Annotated in this window: 27 protein-coding genes and 1 pseudogene; 18 read left to right on the top strand and 10 right to left on the bottom strand. The window is 53.3% G+C overall.

Annotated features, from left to right (window positions below):
* The first annotated feature begins 21 nt into the window (after nucleotides 1-21).
* The 5 genes from thrC to KI215_RS05405 all read left to right on the top strand — a co-directional run bounded on the left by thrC (nucleotide 22) and on the right by KI215_RS05405 (nucleotide 4,656).
* Nucleotides 22-1,092, top strand: a complete 1,071-nt coding sequence (thrC, locus tag KI215_RS05385) for a threonine synthase (RefSeq protein WP_212774539.1) — start codon at nucleotides 22-24, stop codon at nucleotides 1,090-1,092.
* Nucleotides 1,085-2,023 (top strand): homoserine kinase, encoded by a 939-nt coding sequence (gene thrB, locus KI215_RS05390; RefSeq protein WP_212774540.1) that lies wholly within the window; start codon nucleotides 1,085-1,087, stop codon nucleotides 2,021-2,023. The genes thrC and thrB overlap by 8 nt, the downstream gene beginning before the upstream one ends.
* A gap of 13 nt (nucleotides 2,024-2,036) precedes the next feature.
* Entirely contained in the window at nucleotides 2,037-2,915 is an 879-nt protein-coding gene (pheA, locus tag KI215_RS05395; protein WP_212774541.1) for a prephenate dehydratase, read from the top strand.
* 235 nt (nucleotides 2,916-3,150) lie between these two features.
* A complete protein-coding gene (gene ilvE / locus KI215_RS05400; protein WP_212774542.1) occupies nucleotides 3,151-4,059 on the top strand; it encodes a branched-chain-amino-acid transaminase in 909 nt (302 codons plus the stop codon).
* 297 nt (nucleotides 4,060-4,356) lie between these two features.
* The gene (locus tag KI215_RS05405; RefSeq protein ID WP_212774543.1) at nucleotides 4,357-4,656 is read left to right on the top strand and encodes a hypothetical protein; all 300 of its coding nucleotides are present in this window, start codon (nucleotides 4,357-4,359) and stop codon (nucleotides 4,654-4,656) included.
* Between the two features lie 75 nt (nucleotides 4,657-4,731).
* Here KI215_RS05405 and KI215_RS16090 read toward each other — a convergent pair whose 3' ends face one another.
* On the bottom strand, nucleotides 4,732-4,863 hold the full coding sequence (locus KI215_RS16090; protein ID WP_275956743.1) for a hypothetical protein: 132 nt from the start codon (nucleotides 4,861-4,863) through the stop codon (nucleotides 4,732-4,734).
* Nucleotides 4,864-4,952: 89 nt separating this feature from the next.
* The gene (locus tag KI215_RS05410) at nucleotides 4,953-5,237 is read right to left on the bottom strand and encodes a cytochrome C oxidase subunit IV family protein (protein WP_212774544.1); all 285 of its coding nucleotides are present in this window, start codon (nucleotides 5,235-5,237) and stop codon (nucleotides 4,953-4,955) included.
* A 66-nt stretch (nucleotides 5,238-5,303) separates the two neighbouring features.
* Between KI215_RS05410 and KI215_RS05415 the strand changes: the two genes are divergently transcribed.
* A complete protein-coding gene (locus KI215_RS05415; RefSeq protein WP_212774545.1) occupies nucleotides 5,304-6,023 on the top strand; it encodes a hypothetical protein in 720 nt (239 codons plus the stop codon).
* Between the two features lie 6 nt (nucleotides 6,024-6,029).
* On the opposite strand, the gene map is transcribed toward KI215_RS05415, so the two are convergent.
* A complete protein-coding gene (gene map, locus KI215_RS05420; protein WP_212774546.1) occupies nucleotides 6,030-6,776 on the bottom strand; it encodes a type I methionyl aminopeptidase in 747 nt (248 codons plus the stop codon).
* A 144-nt stretch (nucleotides 6,777-6,920) separates the two neighbouring features.
* Between map and KI215_RS05425 the strand changes: the two genes are divergently transcribed.
* Nucleotides 6,921-7,787: a polysaccharide deacetylase family protein gene (locus KI215_RS05425; protein ID WP_246512204.1), complete on the top strand. Its 867-nt coding sequence runs from the start codon at nucleotides 6,921-6,923 to the stop codon at nucleotides 7,785-7,787.
* Nucleotides 7,788-7,917: 130 nt separating this feature from the next.
* Here the strand turns inward: KI215_RS05425 and KI215_RS05430 are convergent, their stop codons facing one another.
* The 3 genes from KI215_RS05430 to KI215_RS05440 are packed head-to-tail and all read right to left on the bottom strand — an operon-like array spanning nucleotide 7,918 to nucleotide 10,640.
* On the bottom strand, nucleotides 7,918-8,910 hold the full coding sequence (locus KI215_RS05430) for an ABC transporter permease (protein ID WP_212774547.1): 993 nt from the start codon (nucleotides 8,908-8,910) through the stop codon (nucleotides 7,918-7,920).
* A complete protein-coding gene (locus KI215_RS05435; protein ID WP_212774548.1) occupies nucleotides 8,903-9,832 on the bottom strand; it encodes an ABC transporter ATP-binding protein in 930 nt (309 codons plus the stop codon). The genes KI215_RS05430 and KI215_RS05435 overlap by 8 nt, the downstream gene beginning before the upstream one ends.
* The gene (locus tag KI215_RS05440; protein ID WP_212774549.1) at nucleotides 9,822-10,640 is read right to left on the bottom strand and encodes a GDSL-type esterase/lipase family protein; all 819 of its coding nucleotides are present in this window, start codon (nucleotides 10,638-10,640) and stop codon (nucleotides 9,822-9,824) included. Before KI215_RS05440 ends, KI215_RS05435 begins: the two co-directional genes overlap by 11 nt.
* A gap of 220 nt (nucleotides 10,641-10,860) precedes the next feature.
* Between KI215_RS05440 and KI215_RS05445 the strand changes: the two genes are divergently transcribed.
* From KI215_RS05445 to qoxD, 11 genes are all read left to right on the top strand, one after another.
* Nucleotides 10,861-11,427: a LysM peptidoglycan-binding domain-containing protein gene (locus KI215_RS05445; protein ID WP_212774550.1), complete on the top strand. Its 567-nt coding sequence runs from the start codon at nucleotides 10,861-10,863 to the stop codon at nucleotides 11,425-11,427.
* A gap of 13 nt (nucleotides 11,428-11,440) precedes the next feature.
* Nucleotides 11,441-12,388, top strand: a complete 948-nt coding sequence (locus tag KI215_RS05450; RefSeq protein WP_212774551.1) for a protein kinase family protein — start codon at nucleotides 11,441-11,443, stop codon at nucleotides 12,386-12,388.
* A gap of 71 nt (nucleotides 12,389-12,459) precedes the next feature.
* Entirely contained in the window at nucleotides 12,460-13,317 is an 858-nt protein-coding gene (locus tag KI215_RS05455) for a nitrilase-related carbon-nitrogen hydrolase (protein ID WP_212774552.1), read from the top strand.
* Nucleotides 13,314-14,165 (top strand): NAD+ synthase, encoded by an 852-nt coding sequence (locus KI215_RS05460; protein WP_246512205.1) that lies wholly within the window; start codon nucleotides 13,314-13,316, stop codon nucleotides 14,163-14,165. Before KI215_RS05455 ends, KI215_RS05460 begins: the two co-directional genes overlap by 4 nt.
* A gap of 35 nt (nucleotides 14,166-14,200) precedes the next feature.
* Complete coding sequence (locus tag KI215_RS05465; RefSeq protein ID WP_212774553.1) at nucleotides 14,201-14,956, top strand: YebC/PmpR family DNA-binding transcriptional regulator; 756 nt, start codon at nucleotides 14,201-14,203, stop codon at nucleotides 14,954-14,956.
* A gap of 335 nt (nucleotides 14,957-15,291) precedes the next feature.
* Nucleotides 15,292-16,245 carry a polysaccharide deacetylase family protein gene (locus KI215_RS05470; RefSeq protein ID WP_246512206.1) on the top strand — a complete coding sequence of 318 codons (954 nt, stop codon included), beginning with the start codon at nucleotides 15,292-15,294 and terminating at the stop codon, nucleotides 16,243-16,245.
* Nucleotides 16,246-16,468: 223 nt separating this feature from the next.
* Complete coding sequence (locus tag KI215_RS05475) at nucleotides 16,469-17,071, top strand: nitroreductase family protein (RefSeq protein WP_212774554.1); 603 nt, start codon at nucleotides 16,469-16,471, stop codon at nucleotides 17,069-17,071.
* Nucleotides 17,072-17,590: 519 nt separating this feature from the next.
* Nucleotides 17,591-18,514 carry a cytochrome aa3 quinol oxidase subunit II gene (gene qoxA / locus KI215_RS05480; protein WP_212774555.1) on the top strand — a complete coding sequence of 308 codons (924 nt, stop codon included), beginning with the start codon at nucleotides 17,591-17,593 and terminating at the stop codon, nucleotides 18,512-18,514.
* A 22-nt stretch (nucleotides 18,515-18,536) separates the two neighbouring features.
* Entirely contained in the window at nucleotides 18,537-20,489 is a 1,953-nt protein-coding gene (qoxB, locus tag KI215_RS05485; protein WP_212774556.1) for a cytochrome aa3 quinol oxidase subunit I, read from the top strand.
* A gap of 2 nt (nucleotides 20,490-20,491) precedes the next feature.
* Nucleotides 20,492-21,124: a cytochrome aa3 quinol oxidase subunit III gene (gene qoxC, locus KI215_RS05490; RefSeq protein WP_212774557.1), complete on the top strand. Its 633-nt coding sequence runs from the start codon at nucleotides 20,492-20,494 to the stop codon at nucleotides 21,122-21,124.
* Complete coding sequence (gene qoxD, locus KI215_RS05495; RefSeq protein WP_212774558.1) at nucleotides 21,124-21,447, top strand: cytochrome aa3 quinol oxidase subunit IV; 324 nt, start codon at nucleotides 21,124-21,126, stop codon at nucleotides 21,445-21,447. The genes qoxC and qoxD overlap by 1 nt, the downstream gene beginning before the upstream one ends.
* Before the next feature lie 152 nt (nucleotides 21,448-21,599).
* Here the strand turns inward: qoxD and KI215_RS05500 are convergent, their stop codons facing one another.
* From KI215_RS05500 to KI215_RS16180, 4 genes and pseudogenes are all read right to left on the bottom strand, one after another.
* Entirely contained in the window at nucleotides 21,600-22,655 is a 1,056-nt protein-coding gene (locus tag KI215_RS05500; protein WP_212774559.1) for an RNA-guided endonuclease InsQ/TnpB family protein, read from the bottom strand.
* Nucleotides 22,656-22,728: 73 nt separating this feature from the next.
* A pseudogene (locus tag KI215_RS05505) lies at nucleotides 22,729-22,866 on the bottom strand (transposase); the annotation flags it as partial.
* Between the two features lie 343 nt (nucleotides 22,867-23,209).
* The gene (locus KI215_RS16175; protein ID WP_338048328.1) at nucleotides 23,210-23,617 is read right to left on the bottom strand and encodes a hypothetical protein; all 408 of its coding nucleotides are present in this window, start codon (nucleotides 23,615-23,617) and stop codon (nucleotides 23,210-23,212) included.
* 30 nt (nucleotides 23,618-23,647) lie between these two features.
* A complete protein-coding gene (locus KI215_RS16180) occupies nucleotides 23,648-23,992 on the bottom strand; it encodes a class I SAM-dependent methyltransferase (RefSeq protein ID WP_338048329.1) in 345 nt (114 codons plus the stop codon).
* Between the last annotated feature and the right edge of the window lie 114 nt (nucleotides 23,993-24,106).

Here is a 24,106-nt window from a genome sequence, read left to right on the forward strand (position 1 = left end):
GGAACAAAGGAGAGAGAAAACATGTGGAGAGGACTGCTGCATCATTATCGATCGTATCTGCCGGTCAACGATCAAACGCCCATGATTACCTTGCATGAAGGAAACACACCGCTGGTCAAAGCGGAAAAGTTATCAGAAGAATGGGAAGTGGAGCTGTATTTCAAAGTGGAGGGCGCCAACCCGACCGGATCGTTTAAGGATCGGGGCATGGTGATGGCCATCGCCAAAGCATTGGAAGAGGGCAGCCGGGCGGTGATCTGCGCATCGACGGGCAACACCTCTGCCTCTGCCGCTGCGTATGCCGCGCGGGTCGGATTGCGCTGTATCGTATTGGTGCCCAATAACCATGTCGCCTTGGGGAAATTGTCGCAGGCCGTGGTCTACGGAGCTGAGGTACTTGCGGTGGAAGGCAACTTCGATCAGGCGCTCACATTGGTGCGCGAAATCGCTGACCAACACCCGATTACGCTGGTCAACTCGGTCAATCCCTACCGGTTGGAAGGACAGAAAACGGCGGCATTTGAGGTGTGCGACCAGTTGGGGGATGTGCCCGACATCTTGGCAATCCCGGTCGGCAATGCGGGCAACATCTCCGCGTACTGGAAGGGATTTGTCGAGTACAAACAAGCCGGTAAGATTGACCGTTTGCCGCACATGTGGGGGTTCGAAGCCGAAGGGGCGGCGGCGATTGTCCGCGGTGAACCGATTGAACGCCCCGAGACGATCGCAACCGCCATCCGCATCGGAAATCCGGCCAGCTGGTATTTGGCAGTTCAGGCGGCGGAAGAGTCCGGGGGACGGATCGATTGTGTTTCCGATGAAGAAATCCTGACCGCATACCGGACTTTGGCCCGTTCGGAAGGTATCTTCGCCGAGCCGGCTTCGGCCGCGTCGTTAGCCGGTGTGATGAAAATGCGGGCTCAAGGGGCATTGCGTACCGGTTCCAAAGTGGTGTGCGTACTGACCGGCAATGGGTTGAAAGATCCATCCACGGCATTGGAGGCGGCAGCGGTGAAGCCGCGTGTGATTCCCTGCACGATGGATGCAGTGTTGGAAGAAATCCTGAAGGAAAAAGGTGTTTCCCATGTGTGAACAAAGCATTGAAATCGCGGTGCCGGCCAGCACCGCCAACCTGGGCCCGGGGTTTGATTCGATCGGGATGGCCTTGAACCGCTTCCTCCGCATACGTGCATATCCTGCGGAACGGACGGAGCTGGAACTGATCGGCCCGCATCTTCAAGGATTACCACAGGACGGGCAAAACTTCCTGTTGCAGGTGGTGGAAGACGCGTGCCGCTCAGTCGGTCAAACGGCTCCTCCCCTCCGCATTCAAGTGGAGAGCGATATCCCGTTGATGAGAGGGTTGGGCAGCAGTGCATCAGCGATTATCGCTGGCCTTTTGCTGGCCAATCATCTCTTGGGTGAACCGTGGGATCGGGAGGAAATCCTGCTCAAGGCAACCCAGTATGAAGGGCATCCGGACAATGTGAGTGCATCACTGCTGGGCGGTGTGGTGATTGGTTCATGGGACGGCGAGCGGGTGGATGTCGTGCAAGCCCCCTGCCCGGATTGGGACGTGGTGGCGGCCATCCCCGCGTATCCGTTGCCGACTTCCCAGGCACGGCAGGCGCTCCCGTCTCAGTTGCCGCACAATGAAGCAGTGTTGGCCAGCAGTCGGGCCAACTTGCTGACGGCCGCCTTTTTCACCGGCAAATGGGAACTGTTGCAGACGGCGATGCGGGATCGTTTTCACCAACCTTATCGCGCTTCGTTGATCCCAGGGATGGAACGGGTATTACGTGAGGCACCGCAAAACGGTGCATGGGGGGCGGCCCTGAGTGGAGCCGGTCCGACGGTCATCGCTTTCGCACGTGAGACCAAGCCTCTCGTAGCCTTTATGAGGGAGGCGTTTGGTCAGGCGGGTACCCCCGTCCACATCGAAGTGTTGAAGCCTTGGCCTGAGGGGGCGACTGTCCAATTGACAACATTCGAAAAATGGGGTACATTCATGGGAAACATCTAAAAGGAGATGAACGATGAAACCGACGGTAGGGTATTTGGGACCAGAGGGCACATTCACACACGAAGCGGCATGCCAGATGTTTTCGGATCAGGCCGTTCACATGATGCCGTATCCCACCATCCCGGATGTGCTGTCGGCTGTCGATCGGGGGGAATGCACGCACGGTGTGATCCCGGTAGAGAACGCCATCGAAGGGGCGGTCAACCTGACCTTGGATTGGTTGATTCACCAAGTGGATGTCCCCATCGTTGGTGAATTGGTTCACCCGATCACCCAGTGCCTGCTCGTTCATCCCGCGCAAATCGACGGTCCGAAGGAGGCGTGGAGCAGGATCATTTCCCATCCGCAGGCGGTCGCACAATGTCAGTTGCATCTGCGCCATCATTATCCGCAGGCACAGGTGGAATTTGCCAACAGCACGGCAGAAGCGGCGGAAAAAGTGAGCCGACATCCGGACGAGGCATGGATTGCGATCGGCACGCGGCAAGCCGCAAAGCGCTACGGCCTGCATATACTGGCGGCCGATGTACAAGACTTCCAAAACAATTACACCCGCTTTATTGCGGTGGGCGCCCCTTTGCCGGAACGCCGCATACCGCCTGGTCAATGGAAAACCAGTTTGTGCGTAACCCTGGCCAGCGATTTTCCCGGCGCGCTGCATCAAGTGCTGGCTACATTCGCCTGGCGCAAGATCAACTTGACGAAAATCGAATCCCGTCCGACCAAAACGGGTCTGGGGAACTATTACTTTATTATCGATGCCGAAATGGAAAGGGAGCATGTGCTGCTGAAAGGAGCCATCGCCGAAATCGAGGCGTTTGGTTGCCAAGTACGTGTATTGGGTTCGTATCCTTGCTATCGTTCACAATCTGTTCAATCACTCTCCCGTTGACATCAAGCGGGAGGGGGTTTATAATTATCCTCAATATTCGAAATCATTGTTCAGTCAGGAGGATACCTAGGGTTCCGCTTCGCCGAATCGGCGAAGGTCTGCGACCGAGCGGTATCAACACCGGAAACCGGTGTACACCGTGGGGATAAAAGCCTCGTGCGGCAGGTTCTGACGTTTCGTTTGACCTGTGCAGAAAAGGCTTTTTTATTTTTACCTTTCTTGGAGGTGTCTTGTGGTGACAGAACGATGGATTTATATGAGTGGAGAGTATGTTAAAAAAGAAGATGCCAAGGTATCCGTGTTCGACCACGGTTTTCTATACGGGGACGGTGTGTTTGAGGGCATCCGCGTATATGACGGCAACGTGTTCCGGCTGAGGGAGCATCTCGTGCGGCTGTACGATTCCGCCAAGTCCATTCTGCTCCACATTCCTTACACGATGGAAGAAATGGAACAAGCCGTGGTTGAAACGGTGCGGAAAAACCAATTGCGCGATGCCTACATTCGGTTGATCGTCTCGCGCGGCGTAGGCGAATTGTGTTTGGACCCTGAAAAATGTGCCCGACCCGAAGTGATCATCATTGCCGATCAGGTGCGTCTGTTCCCGCAGGAAACCTATGAAAAGGGCCTGCATATTGTGACTGTTCCGACCCGTCGGAATGTACCGGACGCCTTGAACCCGAAGATCAAATCGCTCAACTACCTCAACAACATTTTGGTGAAAATCGAAGCGAACCGCGCGGGTGTGGGTGAAGCCCTGATGTTGAATTCCGATGGATATGTGGCGGAAGGATCAGGTGACAACATCTTCATCGTCAAACGCGGTGTGCTGTACACCCCGCCGGGGTATGTGGGAGCACTGGAAGGCATCACCCGCCAAGCCATCATCGACCTGGCACATCAGCTGCAATTCCAGGTCAAGGAAGAGCCGTTTACACGGCACGATGTCTATGTGGCGGATGAGGTGTTTTTGACGGGAACCGCCGCCGAAGTGATCGCGGTCGTCAACGTGGACGGTCGGGAGATCGGCGACGGCAAACCGGGACCCATCACGCGCCAACTGCTAACGGAGTTCCGCCGCTTGGTGCGGGTGGATGGCGTGCAAGTATACCCCGAATCCGCCGTAGGTGTACACGCCGGATGAGGACAATTTAAAGGAAAACATAAAAAAGCAAGGGATTCGGTGTTCCCTTGCTTTTTTTGTGTCTCAAAAAACACCCGGTCCAGATGGCCCGGGCTTCAAATCCACCATGTGGGTTGTCCAATCCCATTACTATCATAACTTAGCACTAAAAAATTGTAGTGGAAAAATCTTTGTCAATCACTTTGTGGCGTCATCAGGTCAACGGTAGAACGGGGTAAGACCGGTTGCACACGAATATGTCATACGTTAAAACAAAAAGAGAAACGCACTGTGATCTGATGAAGGGAGAACACATCCATGCACAACACCGACTGTCGCATAACCACCGTAGAGATCAGGGGCGCATTGGGAAACTGGATCTATTTGGAATTGGCGGATTCATCGGGTTCCACGTTGCGTGCCAAAGTGAAAAAAAACGGTTGTTTTCATTGGGAGATTTACATGGAAGAACGGGTTTGGATGGGAGACCGTCCCATTGTCGGATGGGTATTGAAAAAGCATGAGCACTGGAAACGCCGGGCGGTCCGGAAAGCGAAAACGCTGTTGGATCAAAAGTGGCGCGAATTGCATACCGTCAATCCCCAACAGCCGGCATGACAGATGACCGATTGCTGTTCTGACGTCTTATGAAGGTGATGGAGCATCCCCGGAAGTACAAGAGAGGGGATCGTCCTAGTGCTGGTACTTGGCGGCTTTGTCCATCCAGCTCCCCTCAGTTCCAAGGAAATCGATGCGGACGATATGTGTCAGCAGGCCCCAGGGCCATTGAGCCATCACCAGACCGAACGCCACTCTCGGCATCACTGGTTCGTCTCCAGCATAGACTGTTGAGCTTGCAGTGAAACAGCAGAGAGCAGGAAAAGGCTTACCCGAGCGATCCGGAAGTCTTGTCATCATTTGGTATACCACATGTACCAAGCGAAAATCAAACCCAAAATGAAGCCGCTGCTGATGAACAGGATGGGTAATGCGTTGTTTTTCTTTTCCTTGAGATGCATGAAGGAATACAGTTGCAAAATCACTTGGACAAGTGCCAAGACGAAGACTACAGGGATGACTACATTGGGCGGAACCCGTAGCCAAACAAGAGCGAACGCGATAGCGGTCAGTACCATCATGGCTGCAAAGGACAGCAGCATGATGCGCATTTCGGCGTGGTTGGTGTTAGTTGTTTTCATTTTGTTCACCTTGCGTGTAAGACGTTTTTTTACAGTATGGCGCAATAGGAGGAGTGCGATACCGACGTGGAAGTGAAAAAGGAAACATGGCTTCATGAGTTCACAGAACGGGTGAGTCCACTGCGGATTTCTCTGCCGGAAGGACTGTTGTTGGGTGTCATTACCGGGTTGGGATACTTTTCCGCTTACTTGTCGGAGGTCGGTTACAAGGCGTATTTCCATCTGCCGTCCATGTATGCGGACATCAGTGTCAATACATTGATCTTATCTGTCAGTATCATCGTGTTAATCTGCCTGTTGGGTATCTTGTCCTTGCAAGTTCCATGGATTCATCAGTACGGGCGGTTTGTGTTCCCGCTGTTGATCCCGTTGTCGTTGTGGTTTGTAACGAGTGTGAAGATGGGATTCTTTTTTGACTGGGAACACCCCTACAAATGGTGGGGGCTTTGTCTATTCAACGTCGCGGCGATCGGGGTGCTTTTCGAGTGTCTGCACAGGAGGCGATTACTGGCGGGTGCACTGGTGCTTGTCGTGTTGGTGGTGATCACGGCACGGATCAGCGGGGAATTGGTCGCTGAAAATCAACAGTGGTATTTGGTGGCGAAGAGACCACAACCCGTTGTTGTGGTGGATACTTATAAAGATGCACTGATCGTGGCGCCGATCAATCTGCAAAAACGAACGATCCAACCGCGTTACCAATTGATCGATGCCAAAGGGGAACCGGATCAGGCTTTGTCCTTTCAGCCGATGCGGGTTGGTCCGCTTCGAGTGGAAAACCGGTGACCGCTCCTACAACTTGGTCAATATTTGCGGTCCGTTCGATGTGATGGCGACAGTGTGTTCATACTGGGCGGACCATTTTCCATCCACTGTTCGGGCGGTCCAGCCATCGGGATCAATTTTGGCTTGCCAATCACCCATATTGAGCATGGGCTCGATGGTGATGACCATGCCTTCTTCCAAACGCTGGCCGGTTCCGGGGCGCCCGAAGTGAGGTACGACAGGTTCTTCATGAATCCGTTGCCCGATCCCGTGCCCGACAAATTGTCGAACCACCGAGAAACCCTCTTTTTCTGCCAATGATTGGATGGCGTGACCGATGTCACCGATCCGATTTCCAATCACGGCTTGGCGGATACCGGCTTCCAGCGCCCACAGGGTTGTCTGCAGCAATTTGCGTGCGCGTGGGGAAACGATCCCCACGGGATAGGACCAGGCGGAATCAGCCAGCCAACCGTTTAAGTTGACCACCATGTCGATGGTGACGATGTCGCCGTTATTTAGCGGCTCTTCATTGGGAAGTCCGTGACAGATCACATCATTGACGGATGCGCATGTGGCGTACGGATACCCCATGTACCCCTTTTGTTCCGGTTTGGCACCATGTTTTTTCAAAAAATGCTCCACAAACGAATCAATCTCCCTCGTTGTAACGCCCGGCCGGATGCACCGGGCGATTTGCTTGTGACACAGTGCCAACAAATGTCCCGCTTTTCGCATGTTTTCCAATTGTTCAGCTGTTTTGGTCGTGATCATAAGTCCTCCGGTCCTTGATTCGTGATTTTACAGCGTATGAAACCAAATCGGGGGATTTACAAAAATTGGATCTCTGCCCGGCGGATTGATCACCGATTCGGGTATTCGCCCATAAGATAAACTGTGTCAAATCATCGGGAGGGAGTGGCATGTTCGGTTACGGCAATCTGTTTCCCCTGGATGACGTCCGCATGGCCATCTGTTGTTTCTCCAGCTCCCACGCAGGAAACGGCTTTCCCCTATATGCTCACTCCGTTCTCCGCTCAGCTTCCCATTCCTACCGTGCCGGCGGAAATCAGTCAGTTGCCCCCGCTGACCGGCGGGCCGGAGCGGCCTGGGCAGCGTCCGCCCTATTCGCGGACGATCGATTGGGCCTCGCTTTATCCCCGGGATATCATTTTGCGCGGTCCGATGGACAGACGGGAAGTGGCCCTGACGTTTGACGACGGACCGGATGCGGTATTCACGCCACAGATTCTGAATGTCTTGCGTCGAACAGGGGGCAAAGGCACTTTTTTCGTCGTGGGCAGACGGGTTCGACGCTATCCAGGCGTATTACAACGCATGTTGCGGGAAGGGCACGAAGTGGGCAATCACTCATGGAGTCATCCCAAGATGTCTCGGCTATCGGCGGGACAAGTCCGAACGGAACTGCGCAGAGCGAGTGACGAGATGAATCGGGTGGGTAACGTGCGGCCCCGTTTTTTCCGGCCGCCGTACGGCGCTTTGAGTGAAACGGTGATCCAGGTGGCGGTGGCGGAAGGGTACAAAATCATTTTGTGGAATGTGGACAGTCTCGACTGGTCAGGCATTCCGAGGACGGCCCTTGCAACTAATGTGTTGTCGCAGGTTCGTCCCGGATCGATCATTCTGATGCATTCGGCCACGGGAAGAGGGGGCAATTTGCAAAACACGGTACAGGCCTTGCCCAGCATCATCCGACGTCTGCGCCGCGAGGGATACCGTTTTGTCAAGGTATCTGAACTGCTCGATATGCGGGCATATCGATAATAAACGGGAACACGCAGCTCGTGGTCCCTTCGGATCGTGCAGGAAGAGATGCGGTTCCCGTTTACTTCGACTATGGATTGTCCATCCATACCGACTTGCATCACTTTCCGGCTCGTTTCATCTGCGTCCGCTATGCCAACACATCGCGCCGGGTGAATACGGCAAATGCGACAACGAGACTGACCAGCGACCAGACGGACAGTACGACGAGGGAGAAGGGAAGCGTCAACCCCTCCACCATTGTCGGAGAGCCAGAAAGAAAATTGGTCAGCTCAAGATTGGTGAAAGCGAGATATTTGAGCGCCGACCAGGAAGGGGCCAGCTGGGAAAGCAGGGTACCGGAAATCAGGGCGGCCATCATGATACCCATACTGGCGGCCGTACTGTGTACCAAGACCGACACCATCAGCGAGATTGTGGCCACGGCGGAGCAGGCGAACCATGCCAGTCCGTAGCTCATCAGGATGTATTGCCATTGCGGTACCAGATGGACATGAGTGGTGATCAGCTCTCCACCGCGTTCCTGAAAGCCGGTCAGCACAGGCATTGTCCATCCGGAGTATCCGAACAGCACCCCGGAGATCACATAAGACAAAATAGCACTCAACAGCAACATCAGCGCCACCGCCAACTGAAGGGCGACGAACTTGCTCCACAACACGCGACTGCGGCGAACCGGCCGGGTGAGGAGCAATTTGATGGTACCAGCCCCGTACTCGGACGAAACCATGTCCGATGCGATCACCACCACCAGCAACGGGAGAAACAGGGACAACGATTCTTCCGCAAATTTTCGGACGAATGTAGGTGCTCCGGGACTGGTCGGGTTGATGTTGTGATCCAGGTAATATTGTTGCTGTTGTATGTTGAGGCGAATCCAGTTTTTCCACTCCTCCGGCAGGCGGCTGGAAGACAGACGGTTTTGCATGTCGATGATTTGCTGTTGCACGACGGCGCGCCAATCGGAGGTGCCCAGCTGTTTCACGGTATTTTGCACGGTGCGGTACTGGGCGTATGTAAAAACCGGAATCAGCACGGCCAAGATCAGCAGAACGACCAGAATTCGCCGTTTGCGCAACACTTTCAACAGTTCGTTGTAGACCAAACCCGCGAAATTACGCAATGTGGCTCCCCTCCGTCGTCTCCAGGAATAAGTCTTCCAATGTGGGTCGTTTCTGCTGAATGCCGAACACGTCCACTCCCGCTTCCAACAAGGCACGGTTGACTTGGGAAATTCGCTCTTCCGGCATCTGTGTCAACACGCCGCCGTCTTCCGTTGTCTCCAAGACCACTACATCGGGTAGGGAGCGCAATACCTGTTCGCCTTTTGCAACAGAACGCAGGTTCCACTCCACACGGGGATACCCCGCCAACAATTGCTGGACGGTACCGGTTTTAACCAAGCGGCCTTGGTGGATGATGGCAACCCGGTCGCACATCAATTGCACCTCGTGCAAAATGTGACTGGAGATGAACACACTGATGCCTTCCGTTTTGGCCAATTGCCGAACAAACGCCCGCAGCTCCCGGATTCCGGCGGGGTCCAGCCCGTTGGTCGGTTCATCCAAAATGAGCAACGAGGGACGCCCCAGCAAGGCCTGGGCAATGCCGAGACGTTGCCGCATTCCGAGCGAATAGGTGTTGACGCGATCGTCGATGCGGTGGTCCAACTCCACCAACCGAACGACTTCCTCGAGTCGCTCAGCGCTCACGTCTCCCTGCATACGGGCGAAAATTTCCAGGTTTTCTCTTCCGGTCAGGTAGGGGTACATCTCCGGATTTTCCACGATGCAACCCACATGGCGGATCGCACGCAAAAAGTCGGTTTGCAAATCATGACTGGCGATGCGGATCGATCCTGCAGTGGGCCGGATCAACCCGACCAGCATACGGATCGTGGTCGTTTTCCCCGCGCCGTTGGGGCCGAGAAAGCCGAAGATTTCACCTGGGCGCACTTCAAAGGAGACGTGATCCACGATGGTACGCGAACCGATCGTTTTGGTGAGACCCTCGACTGACAAGACGGGCGCAGATTCATTGGGCATGGGTGTCACCTCCGCTTGACGGATTCATCACTTGGATCAGCCGTTGGGCCATCAAGCGATAACCGTCTGAGTTGGGGTGGAAATGGTCGGTATACAGATATCGACCGGGATTCAGTTGAAACAGATCGAACGTGGGTACCACCACCACGCGGGGATACTGATTGGCCACGCGTTGCAGTGTATTGTTCCACTCCCAGATGAGACGGGAAGTTTGGTCTTTGCCCGCCAAGTCTCCAAACGGGTTGTACAAACCGAACACGAAAACGGGAGCGTTCGGATTGTGTTTGCGAATATTGTCCAGAATGTGCCGCAGATTTCGCTCATATAGGCGGAGGGCTTGTTCCGATGCGTCCGTGTTGATGCGCTCCGGACCGCCGCTTCCCCTGAACAAGTCGTTTCCACCGATGGTGAAGGTAATCCAGCTGGCGGAACGTACCAGTTGACGAACACGCGGTTCATCGGTTTGTTGAGCCAATTGGGTGGAAGTCTGACCTTTGACCGCCAGATTGACCAGACCAACGGGATGCCGTGTTTGCTTTTCCAAGGCATCCCGTACGTAACCGATATAACCTTTACCGGAGAGATCCCCCGTTCCCCTGGTCAGTGAATCACCCAAACCGACTAGAAGCCCGTTGCCGACAGTAACCCTCGTCGGCTCCTGTTTGCTTGTGGTAGCAGGGACGGCCGGTGCATCCGGTGGCGACAAGACCTCTTTGACACCGAGAACAAATCCACCGGCAAAGAGAAGCAAGGCTGCACAGGAGATCATGCTGACCAAAAACCATACGGGATTCGGTTTGATTTTCATCGCGATCGCTCCTGTCAAAGGGTTCCAAGCCTACGATATCGATTTGCGCTTGATCTCGTCAACTATCCGGTCCGACGAAATCGCAACATTTTGTTAAAGTAAGCAAATCGCCCATGGGTGCATATGATGTAAGTAGACGTTCAACTGTGATACAGGGCGCTTCCGAATCGTCGGAGCGTGTTCCTTTTTTCAGCGGAGTTTTTATGGGAGGGAAGAACGGATGAAAATTCATATCGTGCAATCGGGGGAAACACTAAATGACCTGTCGACGCGTTACGGTGTTGCCATTGCCACGTTGAAAGAGTTCAACCCGCAATTAAGTGACGGAGACGGATTGCCACTGGGAACCAAAGTGAAAATACCCACGGGTCGGGTGAAGGTGAACACCACCTTCTCAAAATCGACGGCAGGCGAGAAGGAGTCTTCCTCCTACCAGGATCCTCCTCCCCCTCGCCCCCGTCGTCCCATAGTCCCGCGCATCCCGACACCGATCCAGCCGCCAGGTTATCCGAGGCCCTTTCATCCCGGCATACCGCCCCTACCCTATCCCCCGTATGAGTTCTATCCGCCAGTGTTTCCCAACACACCTGATTACCAGACGTATTATCCACCGATGTTCTCGCCTTATTGGAATACGTGGCCGTCACCCTCATCGGGGATTCCACGTACTTCGGGAAAACCGTCTGGTCTGTCGCGGACGCAAGCCGTAGAGGAATCTCCGACACAACCTGCTTTTGAATGGGAAAGCGCGGTGGAGACGGCGGAAAGTTCATCGGCGGAATATTGACGGTGAAGGGAGCATGAAAGAAAAAGACCTTCTGCGGGTGGCCGATGTACTGGGCACCCCGGTCTGGGGAGTGGAACCGTTTCGGCGCATATGGCGGGTACGTACTTCCAGAGGAGATTGGGTAGCCAAACCGGTTCGGCACGTTACCCACTTGCACTGGTGGCTGTGGGTGGACCGGGAGATGCGGATGCGCGGCTTTCATCTGATGCCACAAATCCGGACGGACGGGAAGCGATGGGTGTTGACACCACTTATCCCGGGACAACCGGCTTCATACAAAAACTTGTCGGATGCACGGAAAGCAGTGCGTCAACTGGCCTGGTTTCATCGGTTGGGAAACGGTTTGCAGACCCGGTCGTATCATCAGGGGGAATATTTACTGGAAGAGCGTCTGGGCATCCGGCTGCGCGAGTTTTATCGGACGATAACGACATCCGAAGATACGGATCATGAGTTGGCCTCCTTGATAAAGGCATATGGTCCGTTTTTTTATCAAGCCGGGGTGGCGGCGATGTCGCGGTTGAACGCGCTGGAGTTGCGCAAGTGGGTGAAACGGGATCGTCGCCTTCACCGTTTGGCACACCGTGATTTGGCCAGTCACAATTGGGTGACGGACACAAAAGGACAGTTGTGGCTGATCGATTTTGAGACAGCCGATTATGACAGCCAGCTGGGAGATGTATGGCAATTGATGTCCCGCACGCTGTCTGAACATCGTTGGTCACCGGATATATATCGGATGCTCTTGGCCGAATACGAATCGATTCGTCCTCTTTCCGCCGGGGAAAAGACACTACTCATCGTGCTGCTTTCGTTTCCCAATGAAGTTTTCCGGGAAGCGGTCGGTCTTGCCCAAGAGAAGAGAGGATACGTACTTGTCAAATCGTTGCCCTATCTCAAACAGCTCATCCGGGACCGGGAACATTGGCAGCGATTTCTCGAAACAATAAGATCTTGGTAGCATGGAAAGGCTTATGGTATCATGAAGAATGATTTCATAAGCCTTTTTTGTTGTTTTGAGGAGGCCGATCGATGAGAATAGGGTTGGCGCAGATCCGTCCCGCACTGGGACGGTTGGATCGTAATCTCGCATTGCACCGGGAGATGATCCAGCAAGCGAAGGAGAACCAGGTGGATCTCCTCATTTTCCCGGAGCTCAGCTTGACGGGATATCAACTGCAAGATTTAACGTATGAAGTGGCCCGGACGATGGACCATCCCGAGATCCAGGAGCTGGTATCGCTGTCCGAAGAGATGGATCTCGTGTTCGGGATGGTGGAGGAAAGTCCGGATCATATTTTGTATAATGCCGGTGTCTATGCGAGCGGCGGCCGGATCGTGCACGTTCATCGCAAAGTATATCTGCCCACGTACGGCATGTTTGACGAAGCCAGGTATTTCGGGCGTGGGAGAAATATCCGCAGCTTCGAGACCCGATTCGGCCGGATGGGCATGCTGATTTGCGAGGACATGTGGCATGTTTCGGTGCCGTATCTGTTGGCACAGGATGGGGCGGAATGGCTCATCGTTCTGTCCAATTCCCCGGCTCGCCGCGTGGGAAGTGAAGGGTTGGGGTCTGAGCAGGTGTGGCACCGTCTGCTTTCCACTCATGCGATGCTGCATGGGTCTTATGTCTTTTTCTCCCACCGTGTCGGTGTAGAGGACGGTGTCACCTTTTTCGGCGGATCGATGGCCTACGATCCGTTCGGCCGTCTGATCAAGCAAGGTGCCTTGTTCGAGCCGGAATTGGTGCTGGTCGACGTGAAGCCGGATCAGATTCGCCGGGCCCGTTTCCAAATGCCGATGTTGCGCGACGAGGATGTGGAGTTGACGGCGCGTGAACTGAACCGGATCATTGCTCAGCGGACGGAGGAGGGGACCCGGTCATGAACAGGATCGAAGAGATGTTTGTGCAAGCACCGTATTTACGGGTGGATGAAAAACTGACCGTCGATCTCTTGACGCGTGCACTGCGGGAAGAGGTGGAAAAAGCTGGGTTTGATCGGGTCATCCTCGGGTTGTCCGGCGGCATCGATTCCGCTCTGTCGTTGTATCTGTGCGTCGAAGCGTTCGGCAAGGATCGTGTGACGGCTGTGCGGATGCCGTACAGAACGAGCAGTCCGTCCAGTTTGGCCGATGCGCAGGCAGCGATCGACGACACGGGTGTGGAGTCGATCACCATCGATATCACTCCGCAGATCGATGCCTATTTTGAGCGGTTTCCCGATGCCACCCCACTCAGACGGGGAAACAAAATGGCACGCGAACGGATGACGATTTTGTACGACCTGTCCGCCCAATACAACGCATTGGTGATCGGTACCAGCAACAAGACGGAACTGTTGTTGGGTTACGGGACCCAATACGGCGACATGGCGTCGGCGGTCAACCCGCTCGGGGATCTGTACAAAACACAGGTGCGCCAACTGTCTGCCTATCTGGGCGTCCCGCAACAAATCATCGACAAACCGCCGAGCGCTGATCTGTGGCAGGATCAAACCGACGAAGGAGAATTGGGTTTCAGTTACTTCGACGTCGACCGGCTCCTGTACTACTTGATCGATTGCCGCTATACGCGGGAACAGCTGTCGGAGCTGGGGTTCCCATCCGATTTTGTGGAAAGGGTGACTCGCCGGATCGTGCGAAACCAGTACAAACGCCGACTGCCGGTGATTCTGAAGCTGGGAGACCGCACGATCGGCGTCGACTTCCGTTACCTGCGTGATTGGGGTTTGTAACAATACGGATGACGCTGTGGGAAGAGGTGTGGAACATGGCTGGTCATTCCAAATGGAAAAACATTCAACATCGTAAAGGACGGCAAGACGCACTGAGGGGCAAACTGTTCGCCAAATTGGCTCGCGAAATCTTCGTCGCCGCACGGGAAGGCGGCCCGGATCCCAATAACAACCAGCGGTTGCGCTTGGCCATCGCCAAGGCGCGCTCGCAAAACATGCCCAACGACAACATCGAACGGGCGATCAAAAAGGCGACAGGAGAAAGCGGAGGCAACAACTACGAGCATATCGTGTACGAAGGGTACGGTCCCGGCGGCGTTGCGGTGATGGTGGAGGCACTGTCGGACAACCGCAACCGGACTGCCGCCGACATGCGGCACATTTTTTCCAAACGAGGCGGCAACCTGGGTGAATCCGGCTGTGTGGCCTGGATGTTCGACCGCAAAGGGCTGCTGGTTATCGACCGGAGCCAAACGGACAAGGACGAGGAAGACATTTTGGCTGTGGCGTTGGAAGCCGGAGCGGAGGATTTCCAAACGACGGACCAAACCTATGAAATCACAACCGATCCGGAAAGCTTCGAGGAAGTGAAAAATGCGCTGGAAGCAGAGGGATTGTCCTTCACCACCGCCGAAGTGACGATGGTGCCGCAAAATACGGTCCAGCTGTCGGGAGAAGATGTTCCCAAAATGCTGGCCTTGATGGAAGCGTTGGAAGACCATGACGACGTACAAAACGTCTATGCCAACTTCGACATCAGCGAAGAAGAAATGGAGAAATACAATGGTTAAACCGTTGTTTGCTGGTGAGCGGGTTCGGTTAGCCCGCTCTAAAAATATCCACTGATTTCCTCATGAGATTTCACAAAAAGAGATCGGAGAGAAAGGAAAGAAGACAAAAAAGGTTATTTTCTACTGTTTTCAATAGAAAATCGGGCCTGTTTGCAAAATGTCGAATCGTGACGATCGTGGTACAATGAAATCATCCGTTCGCTCGATCGGTTTGGACGGCAGGCATAACCCGAAGGGTGCGGTGACGTGAACTGCACCTTCTCTTTTTGTGTTGATTTTTTTCTATCATTAACAAATGAGTAGAGAGAGTTTGAGAGAAATGGGAGGGAACGTATTTGCGACTGTGGAGCCGGTTCGCACTTTTGGGGGTGATGGTCTTGTTGGGTGCGGGCTGTACGGGTCAGGAAACAGCGAAGTCGGCCCCCGCTTCGAAGCCGCACGTGGACCATCAGCAACAACATACTGCACAGCATCAACCGCCCGCATCCGGCGCAATTCCGCAATCCAAACATGCATCACCCGCATCAGGCACACAGCCTGCCAAACAGCCGGAGCAAAGGGCGTTGCCGGACAGCAAGCATACCCAAGCTGACACCCGGAACAATCACTGGAAAGGCTCCACCCAACTGTCGGAGCAAAAACCGTCTGCCCAATCCGAGCCATTGATCATTTTCAAGGGATCGGGCGGAAAAAAAGCCGTGGCGCTCACCTTTGATGACGGACCGGATACATACTACACGAAGCGGGTGTTGGACATCCTGAAAAAAGAAGGGGTCCACGCCACCTTTTTTGTTACGGGGAAAAATGCCCAAGCACATCCGGAGATGATCCGGCGAATTCTCCAGGAAGGACATGTGTTGGGCAACCATTCTTGGAATCATCCCGATTTGACCCGTTTGACCCCGAGTCAGGCGGTAGCACAGATTGAACGGACCAATACCGTCATTTTCAATTTGACGGGTATGCGTATGCTGTTGGTTCGTCCGCCGTACGGAAAGCTGAATGATCAGCTCGAACAGCGGTTTCATCAGCTGGGATACACCATCGTCAACTGGAGTGTGGATACCCGCGACTGGGCGGGTACGCCGACGGCCAAAATCATGCGCTATGTACAGAACCAGACGGGACCGGGCGGCATCATCCTGCAACACTCGGCGGGAGCGCCCGGACACCTGGACAACACGATCAAAGCGTTGCCGCATATCATTCACTACCTCAAATCACACGGCTACGAAATCGTGACGATACCCGAGTTGCTGGCCAAACCGGCTTATGTCGGCATCAGATGAACATAAACACCCCATGCTACATGCATGGGGTGTTCACATTTTTGCTCTTTCAATCGCTTTTGCATTTCCAGCCCCATTTTTTCAGCAGTCGGATCAGCTGCTCCTTTTCCTCTATCGACAAGCCGCGACTGAGCCCGGTGCAGTTTTCGGTATGGTGCGGTATAATAATTTCGAATTGAATGGTATCAAAATTGAGAAAAATGCATGAGGAGGAACACGTCGGATGACCCTCAGCGTGAAAGAAGCCATTGAAAGCCGGCGCAGTATTCGAGAGTACGAACAAAAGCCCATTCCGCGTGCAGATTTGCAGGAGATCCTGTGGTTGGCCCATTTGGCTCCCAGTGCGTGGAACGTACAACCGTGGCGCTTGATCGTCGTGACCGATCCGGAATTGAAATCACAGTTGCAAGAGGCGGCCTACGGACAAAAGCAGGTTGGCTCGGCTCCCGCCGTCATCGTGGTCACCAGCGATATGGAGGATGTACTCCAACACCCCCGGGAATTTGCACACCCCAACATGCCGCCCGAAGCGGTGGACCGGTTGGAGAAAACCATCTTGGATACGTTCGGATCGCAAAGTGTAGAACAACGTGGAGCATGGGGAGCGGCTCAGACATATATCTTTTTGGGATTCTTGCTCATTGCGGCGAAAGGAATGGGATACGACACCTCCCCCATGCTCGGGTTTGACCCCGTCAAGGTGCGACGGCTTCTCAACCTGGCGGATCACGTGCAAATTCCCGCTTTGGTGGCGATCGGCAAAGGTGCTGAACCTGGCTATCCCCATCACCGCCATTCTCTGGATCGCATTGTGACGTACCGTTAATATTCCCCAATCTCATTATCCAAGGTCGATCCTCTTTGCACGGGATCGCCCCTCTTCGTATGTGCCATTTTTTCATGAAAAAACCGGGTTCCCATTAAGGGAATCCGGTTTTCGTTACTTCCGGCAGGCAAGTCGACTGTATACACTATCGAATTGGATCCTGCCCAAAAGTTGAGAAAAGAAGCTGTATCCAATCCTGATAGAACCAGGTGTGTATGATTTTAGGTAATTTATCCCATATATGTGACGTTTTTATCGACAAATGGTGGCTGATTTGTTTCATCTTGTTGAAATTCATTTGAATTCGAGCTGAAACCGGGGACTGCAAGGGATAGGATTTGATATGATGGGATGGAATCAAAATCCTTTACAAAGCCCTAACATATCCTGAAACACCCTAAAATTACCGGTTATTACCGGAAACCAACCGAAAGTGAAGGAGCATCGGCGAAACCTTGGGATCGACTTATGTGAAAAGTTGAACAATTTTGCGCTGATGCGGGAAAGGGGATAACGACGATGGAGCCATTTCGCAAACGTTTACGTCAATGGCTGACACTGATCGGCTTGTCGGCGGTGTTGCTGCTGGCGGGCTGCAGCCGTGAACAATATGTGGTACTGGATCCGAAAGGCCCTATCGCGAAACAACAATATGATCTCATCGTTTGGTCGTTCGGATTAATGTTGATCATCGTTTTGGCGGTATTTGGGATTTTTGCGTACGTGATCATCAAATACCGGGCCAAACCGGAAAACAAAGGCTACGAACCGCCGGATCAGGAGGGCAGCAAGCTCCTTGAGACGGTCTGGACGTTGATTCCCATCGTAGTCGTCATCGCATTGGCGGTTCCCACGGTGAAGGCGACATACGGCTTGGAAAAACAGCCTTCCAGTGACAAACCGCCGATCACCATCAAGGTGACGTCGGCGGATTGGAAATGGATTTTCCGCTATCCCAAGGAAGGAATTGAGACGGTCAACTACGTGACAATTCCCGCCGATACACCGGTCAATTTCGAGATGGACGCGGTGGGACCGATGAACTCGTTTTGGGTTCCTTCACTGGGCGGACAGGAATATACCATGCCCGGCATGGTGATGCATCTGTGGTTGCAGGCGGATCAACCCGGTGTGTACCAAGGGAGAAGTGCCAACTTCTCCGGTAAGTATTTCACCCACATGACCTTTGACGTCATCGCCAAATCGCCTGCGGATTATGACAAATGGGTTCAGCAGGTGAAGAAAACCGCGCCGAAACAAACGGAAGAGCAGTATCTTCAGTTGTTGGAGCGTGGTTTGGCGAAGAAAATGACCTTCTCTTCCTATCCCAAAATTGCCGATCAAGCGGGATTGATTGGGGAAGTCAAAGGCATCCGGGATAAGATGAACGGGCCGAAAGAGCCTGACACCGGAACGATGCACCATCACCATCACGCCCACTGAGGGAGAAGGAGGATTGGCAAGTATGGGATTTCATCTTCCCAAGAACTTTTTGGTGACCGGCGAACCGATGATTGTTGTCGCCGAAGTGTTGAGCGTGCTCACTCTCGCCGGGATCATTTTCGTCTTGACTTACTATAAGAAATGGAAATGGCTGTGGGACGAATGGCTGACGACCGTTGATCACAAAAAGATCGGGATCATGTACATTATGACGTCCCTGTTGATGTTGTTCCGCGGGGGCGTGGACGCCTTGCTGATGCGGACGCAGTTGGCTTTGCCCAACCTGCACATTCTGGACGCGGAACACTATAACCAGATTTTCACCGCGCACGGTACGATCATGATCTTTTTCATGGCCATGCCGTTCATCTTCGGATTGATGAACGTGGCCGTGCCGCTGCAAATCGGAGCGCGTGACGTCGCATTCCCTTACCTGAACGCCATCAGCTTCTGGCTGTTTTTCGTCGGTTGCATGCTGTTCAACATCTCGTTCATGATCGGTGGCGCGCCGGATGCGGGTTGGACCAACTACACACCGCTGGCCGGCAGTGATCTTGCTCCCGGACCCGGTATCAACTACTACCTGATCAGCTTGCAGATTTCCGGAATCGGGTCGCTGATGACCGGGATCAACTTCCTGGTCACCATCCTGAAAATGCGCGCGCCGGGCATGACGTTGATGCGGATGCCGATGTTTACGTGGTCCGTGTTGATCACGTCGATCATCATCATCTTCGCGTTCCCGGTGCTGACCGTTGCGTTGGCCTTGTTGACAATCGACCGGTTGTTCGGGTCGCACTTCTTCACCATCTCCGGTGGAGGAGAGCCGATGATGTGGGCCAACCTGTTCTGGATCTGGGGTCACCCGGAAGTGTATATCGTGGTTTTGCCCGCATTCGGCATTTTCTCCGATGTGATCAGCACGTTCGCCCGTAAGCGGCTGTTCGGATACGGCGCGATGGTGTACTCGATGGTCGTGATCTCGGCACTCAGCTTCCTTACATGGGTGCACCACTTCTTCACGATGGGCGCAGGACCGGCCGTTAACTCCTTCTTCTCGATATCGACGATGGCCATCGCCATTCCGACCGGGGTGAAGGTGTTCAACTGGCTGTTTACGCTGTACAAAGGACGGATTGAATTTACGACGCCGATGCTGTGGTCGGTCGGCTTCATCCCCACGTTCCTGATCGGGGGCCTGACCGGGGTGATGCTCGCTGTGGCACCGGCGGATTACCAATATCACAACAGTTACTTCCTGATCTCCCACTTCCACTATGTATTGGTCGGGGGAACCGTTTTCGGTTGTTTGGCGGGGCTGTACTATTGGTGGCCCAAAATGTTCGGTTTCAAGCTGGACGAACGGCAAGGGAAATGGGCGTTTTGGCTGTTTAACATCGGGTTTAATGTCTGCTTCTTCCCTCAGTATTTGGTGGGCTTAATGGGGATGACCCGGCGGATATACACCTATCCGGAAGGGCTTGGCTGGACTCCGTACAACTTTATCTCTACGGTGGGCGCCTATATGATGGGTGTCGGGTTCCTCATCATGGTGTACAACATCTTGTACAGCGTGCGTCACGGCGAACGCGATGTCACGGGCGACATCTGGAACGGGCGGACGCTGGAGTGGTCGATCTCCTCGCCGGCACCGCACTACAACTTCGCCCGCATCCCGGAAGTGGATGACGTGGACGCGTGGTGGCACATGAAGAAGCGGAAACGGAAACAACCTTGGGAACTGCGACCACTCAAACCGATTCACATGCCCAACAACTCTGGCCGGCCGTTTATCATGTCGATTTGGTTCTTCATCGCCGGGTTTGGGTTGGTGTTTGAATGGTATTGGATGGGTATCATCGGATTGCTCGGCGTGCTGTATTGCATGCTGAAACGTTCGTTTGAATACGACGATCACCACTACATTCAAGTGGATGAGATCGAGCGTACGGAATCTGCGGCAGGGAGGGCGTGACGATGGCAGAACACGCATTGCAAACGCACGGTAAATCCGCGGAAGAGTCCGCCTTGCCCTTGGAGTACTCAACAGAGGAAGGTCGTCTGAAAATCTTCGGTTTCTGGGTGTTCCTGGGTGCGGAAATCGTCTTGTTCGCCAGTTTGTTTGCCACGTATCTCGTTTTGGCGGGGCGCACTGCCGGCGGACCGACAGCGAAAGAACTGTTTGAGATCAAGGATTTCATGATGGAAACGATCATCTTGTTGACCAGCAGTTTCACCTGCGGTCTCGGCACCTTGGCCTTGCGCAACCGGAGCAAGGGAGGTATCCTGTTCTGGTATGTTGTGACTTTGCTCTTGGGTCTGGCCTTCATCGCACTGGAAATAACGGAGTTTGTCCATTACGTGGGTGAAGGCGCGACCATGCAACGAAGCGCATTTCTGTCCGGCTTCTTCACGTTGGTGGGCACGCACGGTGCGCACGTCAGCCTGGGGATTCTCTGGATGACACTGATCTTGATCCAATTGGTTCAACGCGGCGTCACCGCCGCCACGGCCAGGAGAGTGTTCATCGTCGGCTTGTACTGGCACTTCCTGGACGTGGTCTGGATCTTCATTTTCACGCTCGTCTACCTGATGGGGGTGGCGTACTGATGGCAAAAGAAAAAGGAAACGCACAAACCGGCAACGGTCATCGTGAAACACCGATCAAGCATATTTTGGGGTTCATCCTCTCCTTGGTCCTGACGTTCGCGGCGCTGTGGGTAGCGTTGTATGCACCGGTGACCAAGCCGGTCATGTTGACTGCCATTCTCGTACTGGCTGTGATGCAGTTCTTCGTCCAACTGTTGATGTTCATGCACTGGACGGAGGGCAGCGGAACGTACCAAGTGGTGACCACTTTGTACGGTGTTTTCGTCGCGGTGGTGACCGTCGTTGGTTCAGTCTGGATCTTTTTCGGCATGTACGGGATTTGACACTCCACACGGCAAAAGCCGTGGGATTCTTGAGTGGTTAACGCCCTCAGTCCATTTCTGTTTCGGGCAACCCTCAAGCTAGGGCTGTGTCATCAGCCCATCCCACCCGGTTAGCACGTACCCGGATGGGCGGCACACCTGTTACCAGTGTGCTAGGCTACTAACCCTGAAATGGCTTTGGCGATGTTGATCGCCCCATTCAGATCAGCATGGATAGTGTATCCGCACTGTTTGCACTTGAAGCGGATACCGCTTCTGTTCGCCTTTTCGCGATAACCGCACTTGCAGGTTTGGCTGGTGTATTCGGGATTGACGATCTCCACCCGAATACCCGCCATCTCTGCTTTGTAGCGGATCATCTCTTTCAGCTGATAAAACGACCAGGAATGCAGGTTCCGTCCAGCTTCTTTTTTTGACTTAGCTCGGTTTCGGATGTCCGTCAAGTCTTCCATACGGATGATTCCAACACCGTTGGATACCGCAAAGTTGACGATTTGACGGCTGATCTTGTGATTGTGATCTTTCATCCACCGGGCTTCTTTGTTCTTGGACTTGCGGATCGCATCGAGCTTCTTGGCTTTGCCCAGCTTCCGCCGTTTGGCGGCGTAGCGTCTGCGTATGTATGCGCATTGATTCCCTTTAAAGAACAGGGATTTGGTTCCGATGCTTGCCACCGCCAAATAGCGGAGTCCGAGGTCAATGCCCATCACCTTTTCGCCTTGGCTGGCTTCCACATCAAACGTGATCGGCAAGGCAATGAACCATTTGCGCTTCTTCTTGTAGAGCTTCGCCGTTCCTTGTTTGGCCATTCCGTCGATGATCCGATCCAGCCATTGTTGCTGATATGACCGAGCCACAACCGGCACACCGATGCGCTTCTCAAGCATAGGGAACGACACCGTGTAGAAGTCGCCGTTTTTCTCGACTTTCAGGTTCTGATTGTTGAACGAACACCACATCTTCCTGAATGCCCGAGCTTGTTGGTGTTTCTTCTGCGATTTCACATCCCGGATCGTTTGGTTTATGATCGCAGACGGGAACTTCTCGTCAGAAAACTCCTTGAAAATCTTGCTGGTCGCCTTGTTCACGTCGGGATGAAGCAAGAGCCAGTTTGCAAACTTCGTGTTGATCTGTGTCATTCGTTCATACATGGCCTGTTTGAATTTGATTGGTTTATACAGTTCCAGCTTGAGTGTGATGGTGGGCATCCATTCACCCCCTTTTCTTCTCTTGTTCTTCCACATATTGCCGGATCGTTTCTCTTGAAACGTTTCCAGCCTGACAAATGTTTTTCACCAACTGTTTGAATCTCTCTTCCACTTGGTTTATCAACACTTTTCTGCGATAACGTGGGCAGAAAACAAAGTGGTAGTTAATCAGAGATACCGTCTTTTTGGTCCTTCTGTATGGTTGTCCCATGTTTTTAGTTGTATCAGTATTTTATTAATACTGCAACAACTAAAAACAAAAAATGTTGCTCTAAGCGCCCTCTTCAGAGGGCACCGAGCAACGCCGCCTTTCATCCCACGATTGAAATACCCCAAGGGTACTTCCTATGGGCGCCGTGGGCTTTCAGGCGACTATTTCTGTAAAAAAGTTGGCCGTCCTTTCGTGAGAAAGGGCGGCTTTTTTCGTGGTACTTCGCAATCCGTTATGCTATAGTTGGGAACTGTTTGAGAGAGGGATGCGATAACTGCCGGTGGAAGTGTTGACCGATTGACGGATTTGCCGGATGGGCGATCGGGAATCCATTGATGGGCTACTATTCCTTTTTAGCCAACCAAATCGTCCAATAATCTTGCTCGACAATTTCTTGCGTACTGCGATTACGCAAGCGTTCGCATATATATTGAACGAGATATTCCAATTCCAGATCCGATAGTTCGTGCAAAATGGACCGACCTGTTCTCGCCAAAAGTTCATCCTTGAGCTCCTCAAGACCGGTGTAGGTTTTTCTTGTCTCACTTAATTTGTATTCGTCAATGGATCGGAAGCACGCTTTCAGCAAGGCTTTCTTCACGGTTTTGCCATCGTGTCTTCGTTCGGCTTCTATTTGAATGAGTCTTGGGTATACTTCGAAGAAATACCCTCGAATATGATGCTCATTCGGCGGTTGCAAGGCATCCTCAATGGTGCGGCTCTGCACAATCAATATGCCGCTAGGTTTCAATAGCCTATAGGCCTCACGGAAACACGCTTCCTAGTCCGTCAGATGGTGAATAAGTGCCCTTTCCAGAATCACATCATACTGGGAACTTGGTAAGTTCGTATCAAGTGCATCCCCTTCGACAAACGTGATTTGGGGATAGCCCTTGCAGTTTTCTACAGCGCCTTTGATCATCTCCTTAGAAAAATCGACTCCGGTAACATGTTCTGCACCCATCTCAGCAAATGCCTTACAGTAAATACCCCCACCGCAGCCGACATCCAAAATGTGTTTGCCTTTCACATCAACGATTTTTTGGATCCCAGACATCCAAGATGAATCAGCCCGACGTGTAGCATAGGTGAAACGGTTGTCCTTAGAATGAAAGTCAATCGGCATGAGACTCTCCTCCTCACTCGTTCCCTGCCGTTCACCGTTTAATTAGGGAAGCAAAATAAGACACCCCCATGTCACAGTTAGGAACCGTGGCCCCAAATCCCTTCACCCATGATG

It is taken from the genome of Polycladomyces abyssicola, assembly GCF_018326425.1.
Classification (GTDB): Bacteria; Bacillota; Bacilli; order Thermoactinomycetales; family JIR-001; genus Polycladomyces; species Polycladomyces abyssicola.

What these genes read in the sequence shown, in the direction of transcription:
- thrC (WP_212774539.1), top strand. Translation starts at nt 22, where the DNA reads ATGTGGAGAGGACTGCTGCATCATTATCGATCGTATCTGCCGGTCAAC.
- thrB (WP_212774540.1), top strand. Translation starts at nt 1,085, where the DNA reads ATGTGTGAACAAAGCATTGAAATCGCGGTGCCGGCCAGCACCGCCAAC.
- qoxB (WP_212774556.1), top strand. Translation starts at nt 18,537, where the DNA reads ATGGGATTTCATCTTCCCAAGAACTTTTTGGTGACCGGCGAACCGATG.
- qoxD (WP_212774558.1), top strand. Translation starts at nt 21,124, where the DNA reads ATGGCAAAAGAAAAAGGAAACGCACAAACCGGCAACGGTCATCGTGAA.
- KI215_RS05450 (WP_212774551.1), top strand. Translation starts at nt 11,441, where the DNA reads ATGAAAGAAAAAGACCTTCTGCGGGTGGCCGATGTACTGGGCACCCCG.
- KI215_RS05405 (WP_212774543.1), top strand. Translation starts at nt 4,357, where the DNA reads ATGCACAACACCGACTGTCGCATAACCACCGTAGAGATCAGGGGCGCA.
- KI215_RS05445 (WP_212774550.1), top strand. Translation starts at nt 10,861, where the DNA reads ATGAAAATTCATATCGTGCAATCGGGGGAAACACTAAATGACCTGTCG.
- KI215_RS05500 (WP_212774559.1), bottom strand. Translation starts at nt 22,655, where the DNA reads ATGCCCACCATCACACTCAAGCTGGAACTGTATAAACCAATCAAATTC.
- pheA (WP_212774541.1), top strand. Translation starts at nt 2,037, where the DNA reads ATGAAACCGACGGTAGGGTATTTGGGACCAGAGGGCACATTCACACAC.
- qoxC (WP_212774557.1), top strand. Translation starts at nt 20,492, where the DNA reads ATGGCAGAACACGCATTGCAAACGCACGGTAAATCCGCGGAAGAGTCC.
- map (WP_212774546.1), bottom strand. Translation starts at nt 6,776, where the DNA reads ATGATCACGACCAAAACAGCTGAACAATTGGAAAACATGCGAAAAGCG.
- KI215_RS05455 (WP_212774552.1), top strand. Translation starts at nt 12,460, where the DNA reads ATGAGAATAGGGTTGGCGCAGATCCGTCCCGCACTGGGACGGTTGGAT.
- qoxA (WP_212774555.1), top strand. Translation starts at nt 17,591, where the DNA reads ATGGAGCCATTTCGCAAACGTTTACGTCAATGGCTGACACTGATCGGC.
- KI215_RS05475 (WP_212774554.1), top strand. Translation starts at nt 16,469, where the DNA reads ATGACCCTCAGCGTGAAAGAAGCCATTGAAAGCCGGCGCAGTATTCGA.
- KI215_RS05460 (WP_246512205.1), top strand. Translation starts at nt 13,314, where the DNA reads ATGAACAGGATCGAAGAGATGTTTGTGCAAGCACCGTATTTACGGGTG.
- KI215_RS16180 (WP_338048329.1), bottom strand. Translation starts at nt 23,992, where the DNA reads ATGCCGATTGACTTTCATTCTAAGGACAACCGTTTCACCTATGCTACA.
- KI215_RS05465 (WP_212774553.1), top strand. Translation starts at nt 14,201, where the DNA reads ATGGCTGGTCATTCCAAATGGAAAAACATTCAACATCGTAAAGGACGG.
- KI215_RS05440 (WP_212774549.1), bottom strand. Translation starts at nt 10,640, where the DNA reads ATGAAAATCAAACCGAATCCCGTATGGTTTTTGGTCAGCATGATCTCC.
- KI215_RS05435 (WP_212774548.1), bottom strand. Translation starts at nt 9,832, where the DNA reads ATGCCCAATGAATCTGCGCCCGTCTTGTCAGTCGAGGGTCTCACCAAA.
- KI215_RS05410 (WP_212774544.1), bottom strand. Translation starts at nt 5,237, where the DNA reads ATGAAAACAACTAACACCAACCACGCCGAAATGCGCATCATGCTGCTG.